The organism is Corynebacterium sp. ACRPH (assembly GCF_022347285.1).
GTDB lineage: Bacteria > Actinomycetota > Actinomycetes > Mycobacteriales > Mycobacteriaceae > Corynebacterium.
In genome coordinates this window covers 78143-98716 of record NZ_JAKRND010000005.1, presented here as the reverse complement: position 1 = coordinate 98716, position 20574 = coordinate 78143, and the positions used below count along the sequence as shown (strand labels likewise).

Genomic DNA, 20574 nt, shown 5'->3' with positions numbered 1-20574 from the left:
AAAACAATTAAATGAAGAAGGTGTTCCTAACGTCCGCACCAACGAAAGAGCCGGTTGTAACACCGGCTTTTGTCTTTGCATGGTTAGTTAACTTCGCCCAGTTCATGATCTTCTACGTCCTCGTGACGACCATGGCGGGCTACGCGGTCAAGGAGTTTGCGGCCAATAACGCGAGCGCAGGCCTGGCCTCCAGTGCCTTCGTTATCGGCGCGACGGGGGCTCGCGTATTCTCGGGATTCCTGGTGGACGCGGTGGGGCGGCGGCGAGTGCTATTCACCGCGCTGGTGTTGGTCATCGTGACCTGTGCCTTCTACATCCCCGCCAACTCTCTGGGGCTGCTGATCGCCGTGCGAATTATCCACGGCATCGGTTATGCCTTCGCCAGTACCGCCGTGATGGCCGTCGCCCAGTCCGTGATCCCCAATGCACGCCGCGCGGAGGGAACCGGCTACTTCGCCCTGGGAACCACGCTGGCCACGGCGATCGGCCCGGCGCTGGGCCTATGGCTGGTGGGGTCCGTCGGCTACGCCACCATGTTCCAGGTCGTTATTGGCATGTCCATCGTGGCCTTACTGCTGTCTTTGCTGGTGCGTTCCCCAGAGCACAAGGGCTCGGATGCGCACCACCATCGGCCGGCCTTTAACCTGTCGGCCATCGTGCACCCGAATGTCGCCCCCATCGGCTTCTTTATGCTGCTGGTCGGTGTGTGCTACGCAGGTGTGATCACCTACCTGAACAGCTACTCCGAGGACAACGACCTGGTCACCGGTGCCAAATACTTCTTCCTGGCCTATGCGCTGGTGACCCTCGTGATGCGCTTCGTGCTGGGCAAGATTCAGGACCAGAAGGGCGACAACATCGTCATCTATCTGGGCTTGGTTACCTTCGCCATCGCTCTGGTTGTCCTCGCGTTCTCCACCCAGGACTGGATGGTGGTTTTGGCCGGTGCGCTGACGGGGTTGGGCTATGGTTCGCTGATGCCAGCCGCACAGGCGATCTCCGTCAAGGCGGTTGAGCCACACCAGATGGGCGCGGGCATCTCCACGCTCTTCCTGCTACTGGACGTCGGCGTGGGCTTCGGCCCGATCCTGCTGGGCATGATCGTTTCGGCCACCAGCTACCAGGCGATGTACATGATGTTGGCTGGGTTGGTCGTCGTCAGCGCCGCCGTGTACTTCCTTGTTCACGGCCGGAAGGTTAGCTAGAGTTCGCTAGAGTTCCATCCCCTCCTTCCCGCGCCCTGACCTTAGTTCGTTCAGGTAGATCGTTCAGGTTCTTGCGGGTGCCACCGAAAGGATTCACCGTATGCTGCACGCCGTGAGCTTCGCGTTGGCCGATTCCGTCAACGTGCTGCTCATCGGTGTGCTTTTCGCTGTCGCGGTGATGCATCCGAAGCCGCGCCGCTACGCGCCCATCGCCGCAGTGCTGGTGGCGGGGGACTGGTTCGGAGTGTTCCTGCTGTCGCTGGCCGTATTGCTGCTGTTCAACGGGATTTCGGATGCCGTGCAGACGGCCTTGGCCTCGCCGATCTTTGGCCTGGTCCTCATCGCGGTGGGTCTTCTAAGTGCCTTCTTGACGCTACGAGGCGGCGATCCCACCCCCATGATCAATCGCCTGGCCCGCCCCCTCCGCCAAGCGTCGTGGGGAACCTTCTTCTCGGGAATGGCCCTGGGAATCGTCCAGTCGGCGACGTCCGCGCCTTTCTTCGCCGGCCTGGCGTACTTGAGCACCGTGGGGATCAGCTCTGCGGCGAAGTACCTTGCGGTATTCCTCTACGCTACGCTTGCGCTGAGTCTGCCGGCACTGTCTGGCCTGGCGTTGGGTTTTGTTCTGCGTAAGCCGGAAAGCGGGCTGGCCCGGTTCATCGATGGGCTGCGCCATAGGAAGGAACAGATGGTGGCGCTGGCGGGCTACGTGGTGGCGGCGATGCTCATCGTGCTGGGGCTGCTGAGCATCATTTAGACTCGCCCAGAAACTCCATCCACGTGTCCCATTCGCGCTTGGTCTGCTCCAACCCGTCGTTCCAGGATTGCTCCAGGCGATCCATCCGACGCTCGGTATTGCTGACGTGCATCTTCTCCGGGTAGAAGACCAATGCCTGGCCCTTGGCCTCTAGTTCCGCAATCTTGTCAGAGGCCAGATTGTACTTCGGTGGCCGGTCGATCATTGCCTGAGCTACAGCGGGGCGTGAGCGCAGTAGCGTCTTAACAAGCTGCGGACTGCGCAGTGCGGGGCGGACGTATCCCTTGGGCTTGGTGCGCAGCACGAGGAACTTCTCAAAGCCATCCTCGATGGCGGCATCGATCAGCAGGCCACCGGAATCTCCGAGGGCGCCATCGACATAGTCCACCCCGTCGATGGTTGGTACGGGCATGATGCCCGGCAGGGTGGAGCTGGCGCGGACCTTGCGCATGAGGTCCGGAAGATCATTGATGTCCTCACGGCGCCAATAGACGGACTCGCCGTTGTCCGCACGGGTCGCGCCGATGCATATCTGGGAGTTCGAGCGCTGGAAAGTTTCCCAGTCGAAGGGCAGATCGTTGCCGGGCGCACCAGCGGTCTCGTAGATGTACTCGGCGTTGAAGTAGCCGGTGCCCCGGAGCAGGGATTTGAAGCCGCCGGTTTTCGGGTGACCACCGAATTCCACGAAGGACTCGCGGGCGCGCTTCCTGTCGCCAGAGAGGAAGTTCACGGTGTGGGAAGCACCGGCGCTGATGCCGCCGACCCAGCCGAACTCGATATTGTGCTCCAGCAGCTGGTCGATGCAGGCGGCGGTGTAGCTGTTGCGCATGCCACCGCCCTCTAGCACGAGGGCTACGTCCTTCGCAGACAAGAGGTGAGCCTCCTTAGAGTTCTAGCGGGTCTGTCCTATGTTCATTTGTAGCGCACCTGCAGCGCCTAGCGGGCACGCAGTTTCTTTACACCACCGACGATAACGGCGATGAGTGCGCCGACAAGCAGGCCGAACAGCAAGCTGAAACCGGTCTCCACCAGCCAGGTTACCGCGCCCCCGAGGTGCTCGAAGTTCTCCACCAGGTGGTGAACAGTCTGGTACGGCCAGTGCAGTCCCAACTCGTCGAAGCCAACCAGCAGGATATGTCCACCGACCCACAGCATGGCCAGGGTGCCGATGATGCCGATGGCGGTCAGCAGCTTCGGCATGCCCTTTACCAGGAACAGGCCGAACTTCTTCATCCCCTCGCTGGCTCCCTGCTTGTGGGCGATAGCCAGGCCAATGTCGTCGATCTTGATCAGCACGCCCACCACGCCGTAGACCGCGAAAGTGACCATCAGGCCGACCAGGATCAGCACCAGGGCGCGGGTTAAAAGCGGCTGGTCGGCAACCTCGTTCAGGGAGATCACCATGATTTCCGCCGAAAGGATCAGGTCGGTGAAGATCGCCCCGCGCACCAGTGCGCTCTCGGACTGGTCTTTCTCCTCATCGCGCTCTCCGGCCTCATCCTCTCCGGCCTCACCCTCGCCGTGACCACCAAGGCCGACCTTCTCTAGGACCTTCTCGGCGCCCTCGTAGGAAAGGTAGAAGCCACCGAGCATCAGCAGGGGAGTCAGTGCGCCGGGCAGCAGCCAACTCAGCAGCAGAATGATCGGCAGGATAATGATCAGTTTGTTGACGAGGCTGCCCTTGGTGATCTTCCAAATGATCGGCAGCTCGCGCGCGGGGGATACCCCAGCGACGAACTTCGGGGTGACGGCGGCGTCATCAATAACAACCCCAGCCGCCTTGGTCGAGGTACGTCCGGCGATGGCAGCGACGTCATCCGTCGTGGCCGCGGCCTTCTTGGCGATAAGTGCAATGTCGTCTAGTAGTGCCGCAAGGCCAGCTGCCATGGAATTCTCTTTCTCTTAGACCGAGCGGTTCCCGGCGTGTGCGTCGAGCGCCTCGGTGATGGGGGTATCGCCCTTGTTGAACTCGATGAAGTGGCCGACCAGGTTCGGGCGATCCACAACCTCGGCGATGACGGCGGCCACGTCGGCGCGGGAGACCTGGCTGGCCTGCAGTGCGTCGTCGCCGTTGGCGGTGCCATCAGCCTTCGGGGAGCGTGTTTCGATCTTAGCGGTCGGCTCGTCCATCGTCAGCGCGGACGGGCCGACGATCGTCCACTGGGTCGAAGAAGCACGCAGGTGGTCGTCCGCGGCGGCCTTGGCCTCGCAGTAGGTGAACATCGAGTGGTCTTCCGGCACGCCGTGATCGGCGCGGGAATTGAAGTAGCTGACCATGACAAAGCGCTTGGTTCCGGCACCGTCGATGGAGCGGATCGCCGCATCGCGGTCCACACGGAGGGTGCGCGCATCGTCGCCACCGCCCACGCCCGCGGACCAGATGATCACGTCCTGATCGGCGAAAAGTTTCTCGAAGCCGGCCACATCCAGCTGCTCGATGTCCTGCACCACGGCCTTCGCGCCGGTGGCCTCCACATCCTCCACGTGATCGGGGTTGCGAATCACGGAAGTGACGGTGTGGCCGGCCTCTACGAGCTTCGGAGCCGCCAGCAGCGCCACCTTGCCGTGGCCTCCGAGGATCATGATGTTCTGTGCATTCTGGGTCGACATAGCTTCAATGCCTCCTTGAGGTGGGCTTGGTTCGTTCCTAACCACCCTCAACGGTACGGAAAGTCGCACTATTCCATCTATCCCAGCTTTAGTCCGCCTTCGCCACGAGCGGGCCGATGCCGCCCGCCCCGATGCATACGGATTCGTCAGATGCACCAGAATCCGCCTCTGCACGCACCAAAAGGATTCCGCCGCCCCCGGAAACCCGCACCCAGCGGGGCTTTAGCTCCGTACCAACGTGCACATCCACGGCACGACTCTTGGTCTCCTTGGCATCCTCCAGCCCGTTGGGCGTGGTGATGGTCAGCGTCATATCCGTGCTGGCCGTCGCGTTCAGCTGCCACGTCCAATCCCCGAACGGCAGAGCGTTATCCAGCAGGATGGCCTGGGAGCGCCCTGCGGCGATGCGCACCCCGCACTCGGGTTCTTTACCTGCGGTGCTTGTTGCGGACGCCACCACCTCCGCATCCACAATCTTCCCCGACTCGTCGATGATCCGTGGCGGCTCGTCTACCTGCGTGACCGCCGGCTGGCCCGTCAGAGTGGAGACCCGGTCATAGGGGTGGACCACCGGTGTGAGGATGTCCAATGGAACCGGCTGATCCAACAGTTGCGGAGGTTCCCCCGAGCCATCCAACTTCGTGGAGGCGCGCAGGTTGGACAGGTAATCGGCGGTCCGGTCATTGCTCCACGCGCCAACCCAGGTGTAGGTGGAGGTAACGCTGATGGCTACCGCACTGAGAATCGCGCCCACCCCAACCCAGCGGGAGCGCGCGGCCGCGAAGCTGGGGGCGGGGCGGTTGGCGAGGTAGGGGCGTCCATAAGAAAGGGCGCAACAACCCACAACCAGTACGGCGAAAGTGAACCAGTCCGCGAAGTAGTGCATAGAGGAGAGCAGCAGCCCGGAAGTGCCGGTGCTGTTGCGAGCGCGGCCCAGCAACATGTAGATGGCGGCCAGGTAGCCGAGAACCAGAAGCAGGCCGAGAAGACGGTGTCGAGTATCGCGACGCAGCCACAAAGCGACCAGGACGAGCAGCAGGGCAATGCTGGCGATGCTCCACCACGTCGGAGCGGTGGCGAAAGTGCTGGAGGGTGACCAGCGATCCCACGACAACGGGCCACCGAGCGCGCCGGGTATCACGGTGGTGAACAGGCTGTTGGGCAGGGCAGACCACAGCGACTGGCTATTCGACTCCTCGCGCGGCAGCGGCGAGAGGGTGAGGAAGAGCAGCGACCAGACGACAAAAAGCGCGCCGGGAGCTGAAAAGAAGCGGGCGATGTCGCGCCGGGCCATGCCCACAAGCACAGCGAGGGCGAGGGCGGCCGGGACGATCGTGAGGGCTTTCTCCGTGAACAGCAGGGCTATGAGCAGAAACCCGGTGGCGAACACGGAGTAGCGGAGAAGCGCCTTGGGGGCTTTGGGAGAAGACAGCAGGCACACCATGAATCCCGCCATGCCGATCTGCCAGGCCAAGGCGTTGATGCCTGCGGACCACCAACCGGCGGCGTCCATGAGGAAAGGGCTGAAAATTAGCGCGGTGTAAAGCCCCAGGGTGGCGAGGCTGCGGCCGGTGAGTTGCACGCATACCTTCGCCCAGAGTGCGGCGGCGAGGGCGCTGAGCAGCATCAGCACAGTGGTGGGGAGCCACCAATTGAGCGGAGCTATGCGATGTGCCAGCACTTGCACGAGTGCGGAAGCCGGCATGAGGTGCCCGTCGTAGCTGGCGAAATAGTCGCCGAGGGAACCGCCGCTGAAGGTGGCGGGGATAAGGAAATCATCCCAGTAGAACGTGCGCTGGCTGAGCTGGAAGCCGCGGACAATGAGGGAGAGCAAAGCCACCGCACCCAGCCAGGCGGTGAACCCGCGGGGTGCGGTGCGGGAAGAGCTGTGTGGTGAAGGCACGGTGAAATGGTGTGGGCGGGGCGGCGCTACTCGCCGGCTTGGCCGCTTTGGTTTCCTGTGCTGACGGGCTGCACCGACAAGTACTCGACCTCCCCGGAGCACCCCTCCAGGTTCTTTACCGGCACGTAGGCGGCCTTGGTCTGCTCCGGTGGGTAGACGCGAAGCCCATCAGCATCCTGGGGCTTGCACTCCTGCGGGTCCAGGGCGCCGACCTGGGTGATTTTCACGGCCGCAGTAGCGGATGCGCCGGGGTCGAGGTTTACATCCTTGCTGGGCACTTCCTTTTCCCTCTGAGCGGGCTTGCCCAGTTGAGTGCCGTTGTGGTTCGCGACCATGGAAACGCCCGGGAAACCGCGCATCGAGCACGGCTTGGAGGAGGTGTTCTTAAAAACTACGTTGACCAGCGTGGAACCGGCTGCCCCCTGCGAGTCTGCGGTGGTGATCTCTAGATCGTTGGTGGCGCACATGCCGTTCTTGCCTACGGAGCCGTCTTCGGCCTTACTGTTGGCCGCGCCGGTGCTGGCTGTGCTGCGATCGGTAAGAGATTGGGCAGAGCTCTCGTCTGCAGATTCCTGGGTAGACGCTGCGTTGGAGGGGGTGGTGTCCTCGTCTTCGCAGGCGGTCAAGGTGAGCGAACCACCGGCGAGTAGCAGTGCGGCTGCGCCCGCGGCCAGGGCGGAGCGAGGAGCGCGGGATCGGGAGGTGACCGGGTGACGGCGTAGGCTCTTCATAGTTATCACTGTAAACACAAGGTAAGTATGTGGCCAATGAGATTGGCGTTTTGTTACCGAATGGTGAGCGGAAAGTGATGGAGCCGTATCCGGCGAGGGGGAGCACTGAAGGTAAGTTTCTTATGTAAATATCGCTTTCAAATCACCGAACCGCCGGAGCGCATTACACTCGGTGGGAAAGAACGTTCTCAACTTCACTGCTAGAGAGGCGAAGAATTAACCATGGGCTTCAACCCTGATTTCGAACCATTCCGTCTGCCCGACGAGTACCTCGCACTGCGCGAGGCCATCCGCGACCTGGCCGAGCAGCAGATCGCACCCCACGCCAAGGACGTTGACGAAGAAGAGCGCTTCCCACAGGAGGCCCTGGAGGCCCTGAACGCCGCAGGCTTCAACGCGATCCACGTTCCGGAGGAGTACGGCGGCCAGGGCGGCGACTCCCTCGCAGCGGTCATCGTCATCGAGGAGGTTGCCCGCGTTTGTGGTTCTTCCTCCCTCATCCCGGCCGTGAACAAGCTGGGCACCATGGGCCTGATTCTGCAGGGCTCCGAGGAACTGAAGAAGGAAGTCCTGCCGGATATTGCTAACGGTGCGATGGCTTCCTACGCGCTCACGGAGCGCGAGGCTGGTTCTGACGCCGGCGCGATGAAGACCCGCGCTGTCCGTGACGGCGACGAGTGGGTTATTAACGGCTCCAAGTGCTTCATCACTAACGGTGGTAAGTCCACCTGGTACACCGTGATGGCCGTGACCGATCCGGAGGCCGGCGCGCGCGGCATCTCTGCGTTCATGGTGAACAAGGATGACCCGGGCTTCAGTGTTTCCGGTTACGAGCACAAGCTGGGCATCAAGGGTTCCCCGACGGCTGAGCTTTTGTTCGAGGACTGCCGCGTTCCGGCTTCCCGCATGATCGGCGAGGAAGGCACCGGCTTCAAGACTGCTCTGCAGACCCTGGATCACACCCGTCCGACCATTGGCGCGCAAGCTCTGGGCATCGCTCAGGGTGCGTTCGACCAGGCCGTTGCGTATGTGAAGGAGCGCAAGCAGTTCGGCAAGGCTATCGCCGACTTCCAGAACACCCAGTTCATGCTGGCCGATATGAAGATGAAGATCGACGCAGCCCGCCTGATGATCTACACTGCGGCCTCCAATGCGGAGCGTGGCGTGGCTGAGGATGGTGCCAAGCTGGGCCTGATGGCTGCAGGCTCCAAGGCCTTCGCCTCTGACATCGCCATGGAGGTCACGGTGGACGCCGTCCAGCTGCTCGGTGGCTACGGCTTCACCCGCGACTTCCCGCTGGAGCGCATGATGCGCGATGCTAAGATCACCCAGATCTACGAGGGCACCAACCAGATCTGCCGTATGGTGATGGGGCGCCAGATCCTGGCGTAGCGGGCCGCAGCCCGTTCCCAGGGGGGAGGGCTCCCGCAATGTAGCTGCAGCGACAAAGGGTCCGAGCAGGATTGGAGATAGACGATGGAATTTGGGGTATTTGAAGATCCTGCTCGGGACATCTACGAAGAATTCCTCGAGCGCTACGAACAGCAGTATTACGCAGCAGGCTTAGATGATGCTTTCGATGCAGATCTAGGCGGCGAATGTGAGTATGCGTTGATGGATGCGGTGTTATTCAACGACGGCACCGAGGTGGTTATCGCACCTGACATGCTGGACAAGATTCTTTCTCTATTCTCCCCACAGAGCGAAAACGGTGAGATCCTGCGCGAGCATCTGCAGGAATGCCGCCCTGACTACGTAGAACGACCTATGCAGTAAGAAGATAAGTAGCCAGTAATGCTATTGGGGATTGCTGTATCGAGGAAGCTTCCGAGAACGGGGTCTCAAATAGTCGGAGAATTCGGAGATAGGCTATGGCTGTGGTCGACCCAATTTTAGAGATTTACGAAGAGTTTCTCGAACGCTACGAACAACAGTTTCTCGCTGCCGACATGGAAGAGGTTTTCTTCTCCTCTTTAGGTGGCGAATTCGAAACCACTCTTTTTAACGCTGTAGTCACTAGTGTGCGTTCAGAGGTAAAAATCGCTGATGACATGCTAGATAAGATCCTCTCCCTTTTCAGCCCAGACAGTTTTTTCGGACAGGTGCTACGCGAAGACCTAAAGAAATACCGACCTGATTACGTAGAACGGCCTGTGCCGTAAGAAAAAGAGTGGCCAGTAATGCTATTGGGAATTGCTGTATCGAGGAAGCGTCCTAGAACGGTGACTCTAATGGCCGGAGAATTCGAAGGAAGACGAAAGTGATCGAAAACCCTGCTCTAGCAATCTACGAAGAATTTCTCGAACGCTACGAACAGCAGTTCATTGCCGCAGACATGGATGAAGTATTCAGTCCAGCATGGGGAGGAGAATTCGAAGCAGCTCTCTTCGACGCAGTACTCACAAGCGCTGGCACGGAGGTCGTCATCGCGGATGACATGCTCGACAAGATACTAAGTCTGTATTCCCCCGAAAGCTACTTCGGCAAGGTGCTACGCGAAGACCTAAAGAAATACCGGCCTGATTATGTAGAACGGCCTGTGCAGTAACACGGCCTGTCAGTTCGGTAGTCCGCCCAACCAGACGGTGATCTGAACTGAGTCGTTGTAATACCTGGCTCGAGTTCCAGGAGAACTAAACGCCATGCCGGACGGCTTTTGCACCCCGCGTGGATGTATGAGAAAAGCACTTTCTCTTACTTCCGAGATGGTTGGAGTACATGTCCTTGCCATCGCCATTGGCTCTGATCTTGGCGTGCTTGCTGGAAATGTGAGATAGGCGGTTTCCGAAGTATGTCACCGCCCACTCGAACCCATCAAAATCGGGGTCGTACTTATAAGCAGCAATTCTTCCCAGAAGCGCGCACAGCCAGTCTGCGCACTGCACAGTTTGATAGAGGTGACTTTCCACCTCGAGAGGCGGTTCGAGGAGCTTTTCCGCGCTCTCATTGGTGAACATGAAAGCAGCGCTAGACGCGAAAATCTCTGCACGCTCTCTGGGGCCCTGTTTATCGAGAATCAGGAGGTAATTCTCATCGCTTGGGAGGCTCCAGCCAATACGCTGGATCAGCTGTTTCATAGCATGGTCGTACCGATCCTTTTCATACTCTCCAGTATCTTCGTTTGTTCCTCGAGGTTTCTCCTGTCCGTAGAAGACAACTTGGGCGTCTAGCTTGTCGAGGATGTTGAGAAGTCGGTTAATAAGGCGGCGCAGTTCAGAGTATTTCTGGGCGTTGCGGGTGGTGAGTAGTGCTGCACCCTTCTTCTCCCAATGCTCTACCTTCTTGCCTTTAGCCCTAACTTTGGCTTCTATTTCCTCTCTGAGCCCCGTTTCTTTTAGGTGTTTGAAAGAGCCGGAGAGTCGTCGGACATTCTGAGCGGGGATTATGAATCCACCGATGCCGAAAACTGGGTGGGTCTTAAAACGTGCATCGTATCGATTGACGTATGCGCCGTTGTGCCCAAATTCGTCGAAGTATCCGATGTGCATTGATTCCCCCTAATATGCACGAAAGCCCGTGTGGTGTTCACACGAGCCTCGGAAGTGGAGCACCTAGGTGCGTCCTCTACCGAGTCTAGTGTGGCTAGCTATCTGTGGTCAATATGCAGTGCGGGTTATGGCGTATTCAAATCGCCATTCGTCCGGGGCTGTGTAAGAGCTTCGCAGAGCTTTAGTTTCAGGGTTGCCTGAACATAACGATTATGTCCTCCGCACCCGACAGAAGGAGTAAAGGTGTTCGATTTCGGGCTGATGGCATGGCTGTCGAGGGCGCTAGTAACCCAAACGCACGCCCTGGGTGGCCAGCCAATCGGCCACGCTGCCGTGCTCGTGCAGCCCATCCAGCAGTCGCTGCGTGGAATCCAGCGCTCTGCGGGCTTCGTCGGCGGTGATGTAACCCGCCAGGAGTGCTTCGCCCAACTCGTCCAGGTCCAGTACCTGGACTTTCGTCTTTGAAGATGTGCCCGGGACGTAGCTAGAGCTCGACTGAGATTGTTCTGGGGAGGGAGCCTCCGGGAGGTGCGTCACCACATCCACGTAAATGTCGCGGGTGCGCCAGGTTGGTGGGGTGGTGGCGTCATCAATCTCGATAAAGGCTATGTCTATATAGAGATCCTGCGTGGGCTCGATACCGTCGAAGAAGTGGAACTTATTGAGGCGAATGTCCAGGTGGGGGACTAGCCAGGATTCGAGGTAGTGAAAACGCGGGTGGCCGGGAGTGGGGCGGCGCATGTAAAGCACTGGGTTGGGGTGGGCAGTGCCAGACTGCACAGTGGCGGGCTGGTTGGGGGAGAGCTCGTAGGCGTCTACGGCGCGCTCGAAGCCCTTCGGGTCGATGTTGATCGCGCGGGCGAGGTCGAAGGTTTCTTGCTTTACTTTATGCAGATCGGCCATGGTTCTGAGCGGTTGCGGTGAGTAGTGCGGGCGGGTCCAGAGGGGGTGTGGGGAGAGCGAGGTGTAGGTAGTGAATGCGGATATGAAAAAGGCCGCGCAGATATGCGCGGCCGAGGGGGCTTGAAGGCTCTGGAGTGTCTAGGCGAAAGCTACTAGACCTGCAGCAGTGCCGCGGTCGGCAGGAAGTTGCAGTTGGAGTTGCCGGACTCCTTCTCGTGAGTGGTTACGCCACCCTCGAGCAGGGCGATGACGGTGCCCTTGCCAGTCTTGGCAACACCGTTAACGGTGGCCGGACCCTTCGGATTGATGCCGGTGTAGCCCAGCGGGGTGCGGCCCATCTTGCCAGTGTTGATGTTGATCCAGTGGACGTTCATCGCGGTGGTCTGCTTCTTAGCTACCGTGCCGGTGCCCATTGCGGTGAAGACGAAGTTGACCTCGCCAGCGCCGATGCCTGGCAGCGGAAGCTTTGCTGGTCCGGGCACGCCCATTGCGGTGCCGACAGCCTTGTTCTTGCCGCCGATGCACTGGCCGGAAACGGTCGGCCAACCGAACTGGGTGAACGCCGGGGCGTTCTCCGGAACGTCAACGCCCGGCTTGCCATCGCCACGGAAGAAGCCGACCAGCTTCTTCAGGGAAGCCTTCACGTTCGGCGGCAGCTGCGGATTGTTGGCGAAAGCCTCGATCTGATCCAGGACGTGCGGCGCGGGGCGGCCCAGGTGATCGATGGAGCCCTGTACCTGGGCGCCGGCGGTAGTAGGAGCCACCACGGTCGGGACTGCCAGTGCGCAGGCAGTGGTCAGTGCAGCGGCGGCACGGGTCAAGCGTCGAGAGAAAGCCACGGTGAACCTTTCGGGTTTTTATTCAGTCATCTCAAATGCGTTTAAACAGAAGATGGGAACAACACTAGTCACATCTGTCACATTTGTCACGCTAGTAACGTTCGCTGGGAACCTTTTGTAAACAATAACACCTGTCTGCAAGCTTTTCTCAAGGTTTTGGGAAAAACTTCTTCGCGCCCTATGCGTTATTGTGGAGGACCAAAGGAGTAGGCTGTGAAAGGTTCCCCTGAAGTGCCTACACTGCACAACTAGCTTGAACTCTAGACTCTAAACACCCAAGTAAAGGAAAGTTCGGATCTGTGTCTTTGACTGAATTCCGCAATGTCGCCATCGTCGCGCACGTCGATCACGGCAAGACCACTCTCGTCGACGCCATGCTGCACCAGTCCGGCGCCTTCTCTTCGCACGGCGAAGTTGAAGAGCGCGTGATGGACTCTGGCGACCTGGAACGGGAAAAGGGCATCACGATCCTGGCGAAGAACACTGCCATCCACCGCAAGGGTCTGGGTAAAGAGGGTAGCGACCTGATCATTAACGTGATCGATACGCCCGGCCACGCCGACTTCGGCGGTGAGGTCGAGCGCGCCCTGTCCATGGTGGACGGTGTGGTTCTTCTTGTTGACGCCTCTGAGGGTCCACTGCCGCAGACCCGTTTCGTGCTGGGCAAGGCCCTGGCTGCCAAGATGCCGGTGATCATCTGCGTGAACAAGACCGACCGCCCGGACGCCCGCATCGATGAGGTCGTTGAAGAGTCCCAGGACCTGCTGCTGGAGCTGGCCTCCACCCTGGAGGACGACGAGGCTGCAGAGGCCGCCGAGCAGCTGCTGGACCTTCCTGTGCTGTACACCTCCGGCCGCGAGGGCAAGGCATCCACCGAGAACCCGGGTAACGGTAACGTTCCGGACTCCGAGGACCTGCAGCCGCTGTTCGACGTGCTCTACGACGTTCTGCCGGAGCCTTCCGCAGACGTGGATGGCCCGCTGCAGGCGCACGTCACCAACCTGGACTCCTCCTCCTTCCTGGGTCGCATTGGCCTGGTGCGCATCCACGCCGGCCGACTGCGTAAGGGCCAGCAGGTCGCCTGGATCCACTACGACGAGGACGGTAAGGAGCACGTCAAGACCGCCAAGGTGGCCGAGCTACTGCGCACCGAGGGCGTGACCCGCGTGCCGGCCGAGGAAATGATCGCCGGCGACATCGCCGCTATCTCCGGCATCGAGGACATCATGATTGGCGATACCCTGGCTGATCCCGAGAACCCGGTTGCCCTGCCGCGCATTACCGTCGACGAGCCCGCGATCTCCATGACCATCGGCGTGAACACCTCTCCGATGGCAGGCCGTGGCGGCGGCGACAAGCTGACCGCCCGTATGGTCAAGGCTCGCCTGGATCAGGAGCTGATCGGTAACGTCTCCCTGCGCGTGCTGCCCACCGAACGTCCGGATGCCTGGGAGGTTCAGGGCCGTGGCGAGATGGCTCTCTCCGTTCTGGTGGAAACCATGCGACGTGAAGGTTTCGAGCTGACCGTCGGTAAGCCGCAGGTGGTTACCCGCACCATCGACGGTACGGTTTACGAGCCCTACGAAAACCTGGTCATCGACGTCCCGGAGGAGCACCTCGGCGCCGTCACCCAGCTGCTGGCCGCCCGCAAGGGCCGCATGGAGTCCATGGACAACACCGGCACCGGCTGGGTTCGCATGAAGTTCATCGTTCCGGCCCGTGGTCTGATCGGCTTCCGCACCGTGTTCATGACCGAAACCCGTGGCACCGGTATTGCCAACAGCTACTCCGCAGGCTACGAGCCCTGGGCGGGCGAGATTAAGGGTCGCGCTTCGGGCTCTCTGGTTGCCGACCGCTCTGGCCAGATCACGGCATACGCGTTGATCCAGCTGGCCGACCGCGGAACCTTCTTCGTCGAGCCGGGCGCAGAGGCCTACGAGGGCATGGTCGTCGGCGCGAACAACCGCGACGAGGACATGGACATCAACATCACCAAGGAAAAGAAGCTGACCAACATGCGTTCCGCAACCGCGGACGCGACGGTGACCTTGGCCAAGGCCCGCACCCTGACCCTGGAAGAGGCCATGGAGTTCTGTGGCTTCGACGAGTGCGTCGAGGTAACTCCGGAGGTCATCCGCGTGCGCAAGGTGACCCTGAACGCTACCGATCGCGCCCGTGCCCGTTCCCGCGAGAAGCAGCGCAATAACAACTCCTAAAGTTGACCTTGTTCTCGCTCTTTCCACTGTCTAGCTCGTCGGCGCGCCGTTCCTCTGGCGCACGCCGTCGCGGTTTTTGGGGTGTGACGCCCACCGCCTCGACCGCCCTGACGTCGGCGACACTCGTCTTAACGCTGGCCGCCTGCCAGGCGAATCCGGGCGAGGCTCCGACGGTGGAAGACCCTTCCGCCTCCACCCAAACTCAGCAGCCGCAGCCGGTTGATGAGAGTCTGCGGGAGATCACGGTGGGCGTGGATCGCTTCACCGGCAACCTCAACCCGCACCTGGTGGGCAACCGGAACCCGGTAGTGGCGGCGGTTGCCGACCTGACTCTGCCGAGTGTCTACACAGATGGCTCGATGGGGGAGAACCTCAACGATGATCTGATCAGCGAGGTCAAACCGAACGACCAGGAGCACCCGACGGAAGTGGTCTATACCCTCCGGCCGGAGGCGCAGTGGTCCGATGGCACGCCCATCACTATCTCCGACTTCCAATACCTGCATAAAGCGATTGTGGACGAGCCCCTCGCGGAGGCGAAGGGGCTGTACCGCCACATCACCTCCATCGAGCCGGAGAAGAAGGAAAAGAGCTTCAAGGTCACCTTCGATAAGCCTCTGAGTTCCTGGAAGCGACTGTTCACGCACCTTTTGCCCAGCCACATTTACCGGGCGGAGGGGCGCAGGTTCAGCACGATGATGGACGGCGGCTCCGTCGCTTCTGCGGGGCAGTACTCCGTGAAGTCCGTGGACGAGGGGCGCGGCCTGCTGGAACTGCAGCGCAACGACCGTTACTGGGGTACGAAGGCGGCCAAGACGGACATCATCCGCTTCACCGCCGTGCCGAACGAATCCACAGGTGCGCAGATGATGCGCACTGAGCAGATCCAGATGTACATGACGCACCGTTCGGCCACCACCGACCTGGCCCTTAACCAGCTGCCCTACACGCAGATGCGCAACACCGCTCGGGGAGTGCAGCTGAACCTGCAACTCAACCAGGCCAGCCCGATCTTCTCTGACCAGGAAACCCGCCGCCGGGTGCTGGGGGCGATCAACGCGGAGAGAATTGCGCGGATCGTCTCCCAGGATCCGGAGGTAGAGGCCCCGCGCTGGAACGTCGCCCCGAAGACCGCCGCGGAGATGCCGCGTGACCTGCAGTCCGACCAGCGCCCAGACGGCATCGTCGTCGGCGCAGTTACTGACGATCAGGTGGCGGTGGATGCCGCCCGCTCCGTCGTGGACCAGCTGCTGCACGCCGGAATTCCCGCCACCGTGCGCACTGGCAACGCGGGGGAGATTCTCGGTTCGGCTGTGGAGCAGGGAGAAGTCGATGGCGTGGTGACGTGGCAACGCAGCCCGCAGGCCACCTTCGACTATGTGGGACAGTACGGTTGCACCACCGCTCCCGAAGAGGAAGGCTCCGCGAAGCCGTCTGGCGACGCAGATTCCAAGGACCCGGCTGAGGGTAGCGACAGGGGGGACGAAGGGGCGTCACACCCCAACATCCCCAAGGGCGGCAACCTGAGCGGCACCTGCGACCGTGACTTGGAAGAACGCTTGAACAAACTCAGCGAAGGCCGCGCTGAGCTGAACGACGAGCGCGAGAAGCTGGACGAGCGGATCGCGGAGATCTCCACGGTGCTGCCGATCCTGTCCGACCGTTTCACCGTGGTGACGTCGGACAGGCTCAACGGCCCGACCCCGGGGCTGGAAGACTGGCCGCTGGACAACAGCAGCTCGGTACTGATCTCGGCGCCACGGTGGACCCTGAGCCCCATCGAGGAAAACAAACGCAACGCCGCAGAAAATGCCCTCAAGGAGGATTAACCTGTGACCAGCACCCCCGCCAAAACACAGAAAATCACCTTAATGGCGGTGCATGCGCACCCGGACGACGAGACCCTGTGGACGGGGCTGGCGCTGGCCAAGGCGCGGCGGTTGGGCCACGACGTTTCTGTGGTCACCTGCACCCTCGGCGAGGAGGGCGAGGTGATCGGGGAGAAGTACCAAGCTCTTGTGGACGCCCAGCAGTACGAGCATGGCACGGGAATGCTCGGTGGTTACCGCATCGCCGAGCTGCAGAGGGCGCTCGGTGCGCTGGGTGTGCAGCACGGGCCGAACCTTCTGGGCGGGTGCGGTGCCTGGCGGGATTCGGGCATGGAGGGCAGCGAATCCATCCGCCATCCGCGGGCTTTTGCGCGCGAGACGGAGGCACCGCAGAACCTGCTGGATAGACAGGTTGAGCAGCTGATTGAACAGATTCAGCGTATCCGGCCGGAGGTGATTCTGACGTACTCCGCCGACGGTGGATACGGACATCCGGACCACAAGCAGGCGCATCGCATTGTGCACGAGGCCGTACGGCGGCTGAGTAGCGCGGGTGCGGAAGGTTCCGGCGCAGACGTTTTTGCCCCCAGCCAGGTGCTGTGGTGCGTGACGGAGGAAGAAAAGTTCGCCGAGGGGATGCAGGGCCTCGAGGAGGACCCGGCGGCCGTGCCCGTAAGCTGGACCTTGCCTGTCGCTGGGGAGATCGCCACCGTGCCCTCTGCGGAGGTCGATCTGGTGATTCATGGCACCGCAGAGGATGTGGCGGCCAAGCAGGCCGCCATGCGCGCTCACGCCACCCAGATTTGGGTGGCTGATGGCACGGCCTCGGACGTCAACGATCAGGTGCGGGACTCTAACCCGCCGGCACCCACGGCCACCACCCTGTTCTGCCTGTCGAACCTCATCACGCAGCCGCTGCTGGACAGCGAAAGCTATCGCCTGGGCTGGACGGCCCCCGGCGTGCCCGAGGATTTCTTCGCCCGCGCGCTGGGAGAGCAGCTGGCCTGAGGCGGCTGGGCAGTTAAGCTCTACACCGCGTGGCCTTGGATGCCCGGCGGGGTAGGGCACTAGGATGGATCGACGTGAACGCGAAGAAGGACGAGCCCAACTGGGGCCACCCCACCAAGAGCCAAGCACGCCAGGATACAACGCGCGCTGAGCGCATTTCCGGCATCGTCTGGCTCTCCATCGGCGCGCTGTTCGGGCTGTTCATCAGCGTTCTATACATCGGCTCGCGCATCACGGTGGGGGACACACTGGTGCCGCTGCCGTGGACCATCTTGTTTGCGTTCTTCTTTAACCGCGCGGTGACGAAAACCGCGCTGCTGTGGACCGATAACAAGCTGATAGCGGGCATTCCCGCGCTAGTGTGGCTGGCCGGCTATTTACTAGCGGTGATGTGGCCGGAGCTGCCTTTCGGCGAGGCGACGTTAATGCCGCAGACCGTGTGGTCTATGCTGCTGCTTGTGGTCGGTATGGCAGCGGCCGCGTGGCCACTTCGCCCTCAGTTTTCACTAGAACCGCTGAAGTGACAGAATAGAAGCTCAAAGAGAGCTCTGTGGAGTATGACGAACTTTCCAGAAAGGGTAGGTATTTAGACGATGACCTACACGATTGCGCAGCCCTGTGTAGACGTATTGGACCGCGCTTGCGTAGAAGAGTGCCCCGTTGACTGCATCTACGAGGGCAAGCGCATGCTGTACATCCACCCGGATGAGTGCGTGGACTGCGGTGCCTGCGAGCCAGTCTGCCCGGTTGAAGCCATCTTCTACGAGGATGACGTGCCGGACGAGTGGGAAGAGTACAACGACGCGAACGCGGCGTTCTTCGACGATCTGGGTTCCCCGGGTGGTGCCGCCAAGCTGGGGCCGCAGGACTTCGACGCGGAGCTGATCGCTAACCTGCCGCCGCAAAATTAACTGCTTTTTCTTTATTGACGCCCACACTTGCACCGGCTAAGGCCGGGCGCACTAAACAGGCGGTATAAAGTACAAGCATGACCTTCAAGCGCACCAAAGTAGCCGATCGACTACCCGACTTCCCATGGGACTCGCTTGCCGAGGCTAAGGCCAAGGCGACGAGCCACCCCGGTGGGATCGTGGATTTGTCGGTCGGCACTCCTGTAGATCCGGTCTCCCCGGCCATTCAGCTGGCGCTGACGGAGTCCGCTGCGGAGCCAGGCTACCCGCAGACGAAGGGCACCCCGGAGTTGCGTGAGGCCATCGTGGGGGCGATGGAGCGCCGCTTCCAGGTGCAGGGGCTGGGTGCCGATACGCAGGTGCTACCGGTGATCGGCACCAAGGAAGCCATTGCCTGGATGCCTACCCTGTTGGGGATCGGGGCGGGGCACACGGTAGTGATCCCGGAGTTGGCCTATCCCACCTACGAGGTCTCCGCCCGCCTGGCCGGAGCCGACGTGCTGCGCAGCGATTCGCTGCTGAAGCTGGGGCCGCAGACTCCGGCGCTGATCTACCTGAACTCCCCGGCGAACCCGCACGGCCAGGTGCTGGGCGTGGATCACCTGCGCAAGTTCGTGGAGTTCGCCCGGGAACGCGGCACCATCATCGTCTCCGACGAGTGCTACCTGGGCCTGGGGTGGGGCGAGGAGCGCCCCGTGTCGCTCCTGGATCCGGAGGTGTGTGGGGGAGACTTCACCAACCTGATCGCCGTGCACTCGCTGTCGAAGACCTCCAACCTCGCCTCTTATCGTGCGGGCTGGTTGGCCGGCGACGGCGAGCTGATCCAGGAGCTGCTGGGCATCCGTCGCCACGCGGGCCTGATGAACCCCGGGCCGATCCAGTCCGCCATGGTGGCCGCGCTGGTGGAGGATGGCCACGAGATTCTGCAGAAGCAGCTGTACCGCCACCGCCGCGATCTGCTGAAGGCTGCCCTGCTGGAGGCTGGCTTCGACATCGAGTACTCCGACGGTGGCCTGTACCTGTGGGCCACGCAGGGCTGCGACGGTCGCGAAACTGTCGCCGAGCTGGCCGAAAAGGGCATCCTCGTTGCCCCGGGTGATTTCTACGGGCCGAAGGGCAAGAACTTTGTCCGAGTGGGCCTCACCGCCACCGACGAGCGGATCGATGCTGCCGTCCGCCGCTTGACCGGCGAATATCCCGCAGCCGCCCAGTAGCGGGAGCTCTGAGCCCCCATCCCGGCTTTGCAACGCTGGCGCCCGCCGCCGCGCCACGGCGTATCCGCCGTTAAAGCCATGCTGAGTGGCCGCGTTCCCGACGATGGCCGCACCTACCTGGCCGCCGCCGCGGGCGATTCGCCCTACGCCCCTGGCACCTTGCTGGCACCGGGGCTCGTTCTTTCGGGTCGGACGCCCACATGGGTCTATCCCGACTTCCCAGAAGAACCCGCAGAGCTGTTGGCGGCGGACATTCCTGTGCTGTACTCCGGCCCGGATGCCGTGGTAGTTGATAAGCCCCATGGGGTGCCGTCTACGCCCAACGGCAGGCTGCTGCGCGCGACCGCACAGTCCCTGATGCGCGTGCGCCTGCAGGAGCCCGAATTGGTGGCAGCCCACCGGCTGGACCGGGACACTCGCGGCCTGCTGGTGCTCGCGCGCAACCCGGCCACCCGTGGGTTCCTGCAGACCCAGTTCCAGCGCCGGGAGGTCTCTAAGACCTACCAGGCGCTGGCCGCGGACATTCCGGAGATTGGGTCGCAGTGGCAGGAGGTGCGGCTGCCGATGCTGAAGATCAAGGACGACCCGCAGGTGAAGGTGGTGGACGGGGAGCAGGCACGGCTGACCATCACGCGCATTCGGAAGCTGGCCAGCCGTGCCGGTGCGGAAGCCGCACCCGCGGAAACCACACGCGCGGGCACTCCCACCGCCGTGTACGAACTACAGCCCCGGACCGGGTACACGCACCAGCTGCGGGTACTGATGAATCACCTGGGCGCTCCCATCTACGGCGATGACACGTATCCGGAATACCGTCCCGGGGTGGGCCCCCTGTGCTTGCGTGCCGTCGCTATTGAGCTGGCACTGGTGGCGTCATCAAAAAACAGGCAGCGCATCGAAATTGAGTGCTGCCTGGAAGACCCGTGGGCACAGTGGGGAGCTGATGCACCTAGTTAGTGC

General features: G+C 61.6%; 21 protein-coding genes. 13 read left to right on the top strand and 8 right to left on the bottom strand.

Annotation, left to right across the window (positions count from 1 at the left end):
* The first annotated feature begins 11 nt into the window (after positions 1-11).
* Complete coding sequence (locus MHX66_RS03975) at positions 12-1205, top strand: MFS transporter (RefSeq protein ID WP_239200194.1); 1194 nt, start codon at positions 12-14, stop codon at positions 1203-1205.
* A gap of 100 nt (positions 1206-1305) precedes the next feature.
* A complete protein-coding gene (locus tag MHX66_RS03970; RefSeq protein WP_035005559.1) occupies positions 1306-1962 on the top strand; it encodes a hypothetical protein in 657 nt (218 codons plus the stop codon).
* Here the strand turns inward: MHX66_RS03970 and MHX66_RS03965 are convergent.
* The 5 genes from MHX66_RS03965 to MHX66_RS03945 all read right to left on the bottom strand — a co-directional run bounded on the left by MHX66_RS03965 (position 1955) and on the right by MHX66_RS03945 (position 7206).
* Positions 1955-2833 carry a patatin family protein gene (locus tag MHX66_RS03965; RefSeq protein ID WP_239200191.1) on the bottom strand — a complete coding sequence of 293 codons (879 nt, stop codon included), beginning with the start codon at positions 2831-2833 and terminating at the stop codon, positions 1955-1957. The genes MHX66_RS03970 and MHX66_RS03965 overlap by 8 nt on opposite strands.
* Before the next feature lie 65 nt (positions 2834-2898).
* Complete coding sequence (locus MHX66_RS03960; protein WP_239200188.1) at positions 2899-3849, bottom strand: DUF808 domain-containing protein; 951 nt, start codon at positions 3847-3849, stop codon at positions 2899-2901.
* Between the two features lie 15 nt (positions 3850-3864).
* Positions 3865-4572 (bottom strand): SDR family oxidoreductase, encoded by a 708-nt coding sequence (locus MHX66_RS03955; protein ID WP_239200185.1) that lies wholly within the window; start codon positions 4570-4572, stop codon positions 3865-3867.
* An 88-nt stretch (positions 4573-4660) separates the two neighbouring features.
* Positions 4661-6475 carry a hypothetical protein gene (locus MHX66_RS03950; protein ID WP_239200182.1) on the bottom strand — a complete coding sequence of 605 codons (1815 nt, stop codon included), beginning with the start codon at positions 6473-6475 and terminating at the stop codon, positions 4661-4663.
* A gap of 26 nt (positions 6476-6501) precedes the next feature.
* Positions 6502-7206, bottom strand: a complete 705-nt coding sequence (locus tag MHX66_RS03945) for a DUF4232 domain-containing protein (protein ID WP_239200179.1) — start codon at positions 7204-7206, stop codon at positions 6502-6504.
* Positions 7207-7428: 222 nt separating this feature from the next.
* On the opposite strand from MHX66_RS03945, the gene MHX66_RS03940 reads away from it, so the two are divergent.
* The 4 genes from MHX66_RS03940 (at position 7429) to MHX66_RS03925 (ending at position 9754) form a co-directional block, all read left to right on the top strand.
* On the top strand, positions 7429-8598 hold the full coding sequence (locus MHX66_RS03940) for an acyl-CoA dehydrogenase family protein (protein ID WP_034985701.1): 1170 nt from the start codon (positions 7429-7431) through the stop codon (positions 8596-8598).
* Between the two features lie 84 nt (positions 8599-8682).
* Positions 8683-8982: a hypothetical protein gene (locus tag MHX66_RS03935; protein WP_239200176.1), complete on the top strand. Its 300-nt coding sequence runs from the start codon at positions 8683-8685 to the stop codon at positions 8980-8982.
* Between the two features lie 95 nt (positions 8983-9077).
* Positions 9078-9368 (top strand): hypothetical protein, encoded by a 291-nt coding sequence (locus tag MHX66_RS03930; RefSeq protein ID WP_239200173.1) that lies wholly within the window; start codon positions 9078-9080, stop codon positions 9366-9368.
* A gap of 98 nt (positions 9369-9466) precedes the next feature.
* The gene (locus tag MHX66_RS03925; protein WP_239200170.1) at positions 9467-9754 is read left to right on the top strand and encodes a hypothetical protein; all 288 of its coding nucleotides are present in this window, start codon (positions 9467-9469) and stop codon (positions 9752-9754) included.
* A gap of 85 nt (positions 9755-9839) precedes the next feature.
* Here MHX66_RS03925 and MHX66_RS03920 read toward each other — a convergent pair whose 3' ends face one another.
* The 3 genes from MHX66_RS03920 to MHX66_RS03910 all read right to left on the bottom strand — a co-directional run bounded on the left by MHX66_RS03920 (position 9840) and on the right by MHX66_RS03910 (position 12436).
* A complete protein-coding gene (locus tag MHX66_RS03920) occupies positions 9840-10694 on the bottom strand; it encodes a DUF3800 domain-containing protein (RefSeq protein ID WP_239200167.1) in 855 nt (284 codons plus the stop codon).
* Between the two features lie 282 nt (positions 10695-10976).
* Complete coding sequence (locus tag MHX66_RS03915) at positions 10977-11597, bottom strand: DUF402 domain-containing protein (protein ID WP_239200164.1); 621 nt, start codon at positions 11595-11597, stop codon at positions 10977-10979.
* A 152-nt stretch (positions 11598-11749) separates the two neighbouring features.
* Positions 11750-12436, bottom strand: coding sequence for a hypothetical protein (locus MHX66_RS03910; RefSeq protein WP_035005571.1), 687 nt, complete (start codon positions 12434-12436; stop codon positions 11750-11752).
* 299 nt (positions 12437-12735) lie between these two features.
* On the opposite strand from MHX66_RS03910, the gene typA reads away from it, so the two are divergent.
* From typA to MHX66_RS03875, 7 genes are all read left to right on the top strand, one after another.
* Positions 12736-14652: a translational GTPase TypA gene (typA, locus tag MHX66_RS03905; RefSeq protein WP_239200161.1), complete on the top strand. Its 1917-nt coding sequence runs from the start codon at positions 12736-12738 to the stop codon at positions 14650-14652.
* An 83-nt stretch (positions 14653-14735) separates the two neighbouring features.
* Positions 14736-16481, top strand: a complete 1746-nt coding sequence (locus MHX66_RS03900; protein WP_239200158.1) for an ABC transporter family substrate-binding protein — start codon at positions 14736-14738, stop codon at positions 16479-16481.
* 3 nt (positions 16482-16484) lie between these two features.
* The gene (gene mshB / locus MHX66_RS03895) at positions 16485-17489 is read left to right on the top strand and encodes an N-acetyl-1-D-myo-inositol-2-amino-2-deoxy-alpha-D-glucopyranoside deacetylase (protein WP_239200155.1); all 1005 of its coding nucleotides are present in this window, start codon (positions 16485-16487) and stop codon (positions 17487-17489) included.
* A gap of 29 nt (positions 17490-17518) precedes the next feature.
* Positions 17519-18013 (top strand): hypothetical protein, encoded by a 495-nt coding sequence (locus tag MHX66_RS03890; protein WP_239200152.1) that lies wholly within the window; start codon positions 17519-17521, stop codon positions 18011-18013.
* Between the two features lie 69 nt (positions 18014-18082).
* Positions 18083-18400 carry a ferredoxin gene (fdxA, locus tag MHX66_RS03885; RefSeq protein WP_005293116.1) on the top strand — a complete coding sequence of 106 codons (318 nt, stop codon included), beginning with the start codon at positions 18083-18085 and terminating at the stop codon, positions 18398-18400.
* Positions 18401-18477: 77 nt separating this feature from the next.
* A complete protein-coding gene (gene dapC, locus MHX66_RS03880) occupies positions 18478-19614 on the top strand; it encodes a succinyldiaminopimelate transaminase (RefSeq protein WP_239200149.1) in 1137 nt (378 codons plus the stop codon).
* 78 nt (positions 19615-19692) lie between these two features.
* Positions 19693-20571 carry a pseudouridine synthase gene (locus MHX66_RS03875; protein ID WP_239200146.1) on the top strand — a complete coding sequence of 293 codons (879 nt, stop codon included), beginning with the start codon at positions 19693-19695 and terminating at the stop codon, positions 20569-20571.
* Positions 20572-20574: the final 3 nt, after the last annotated feature.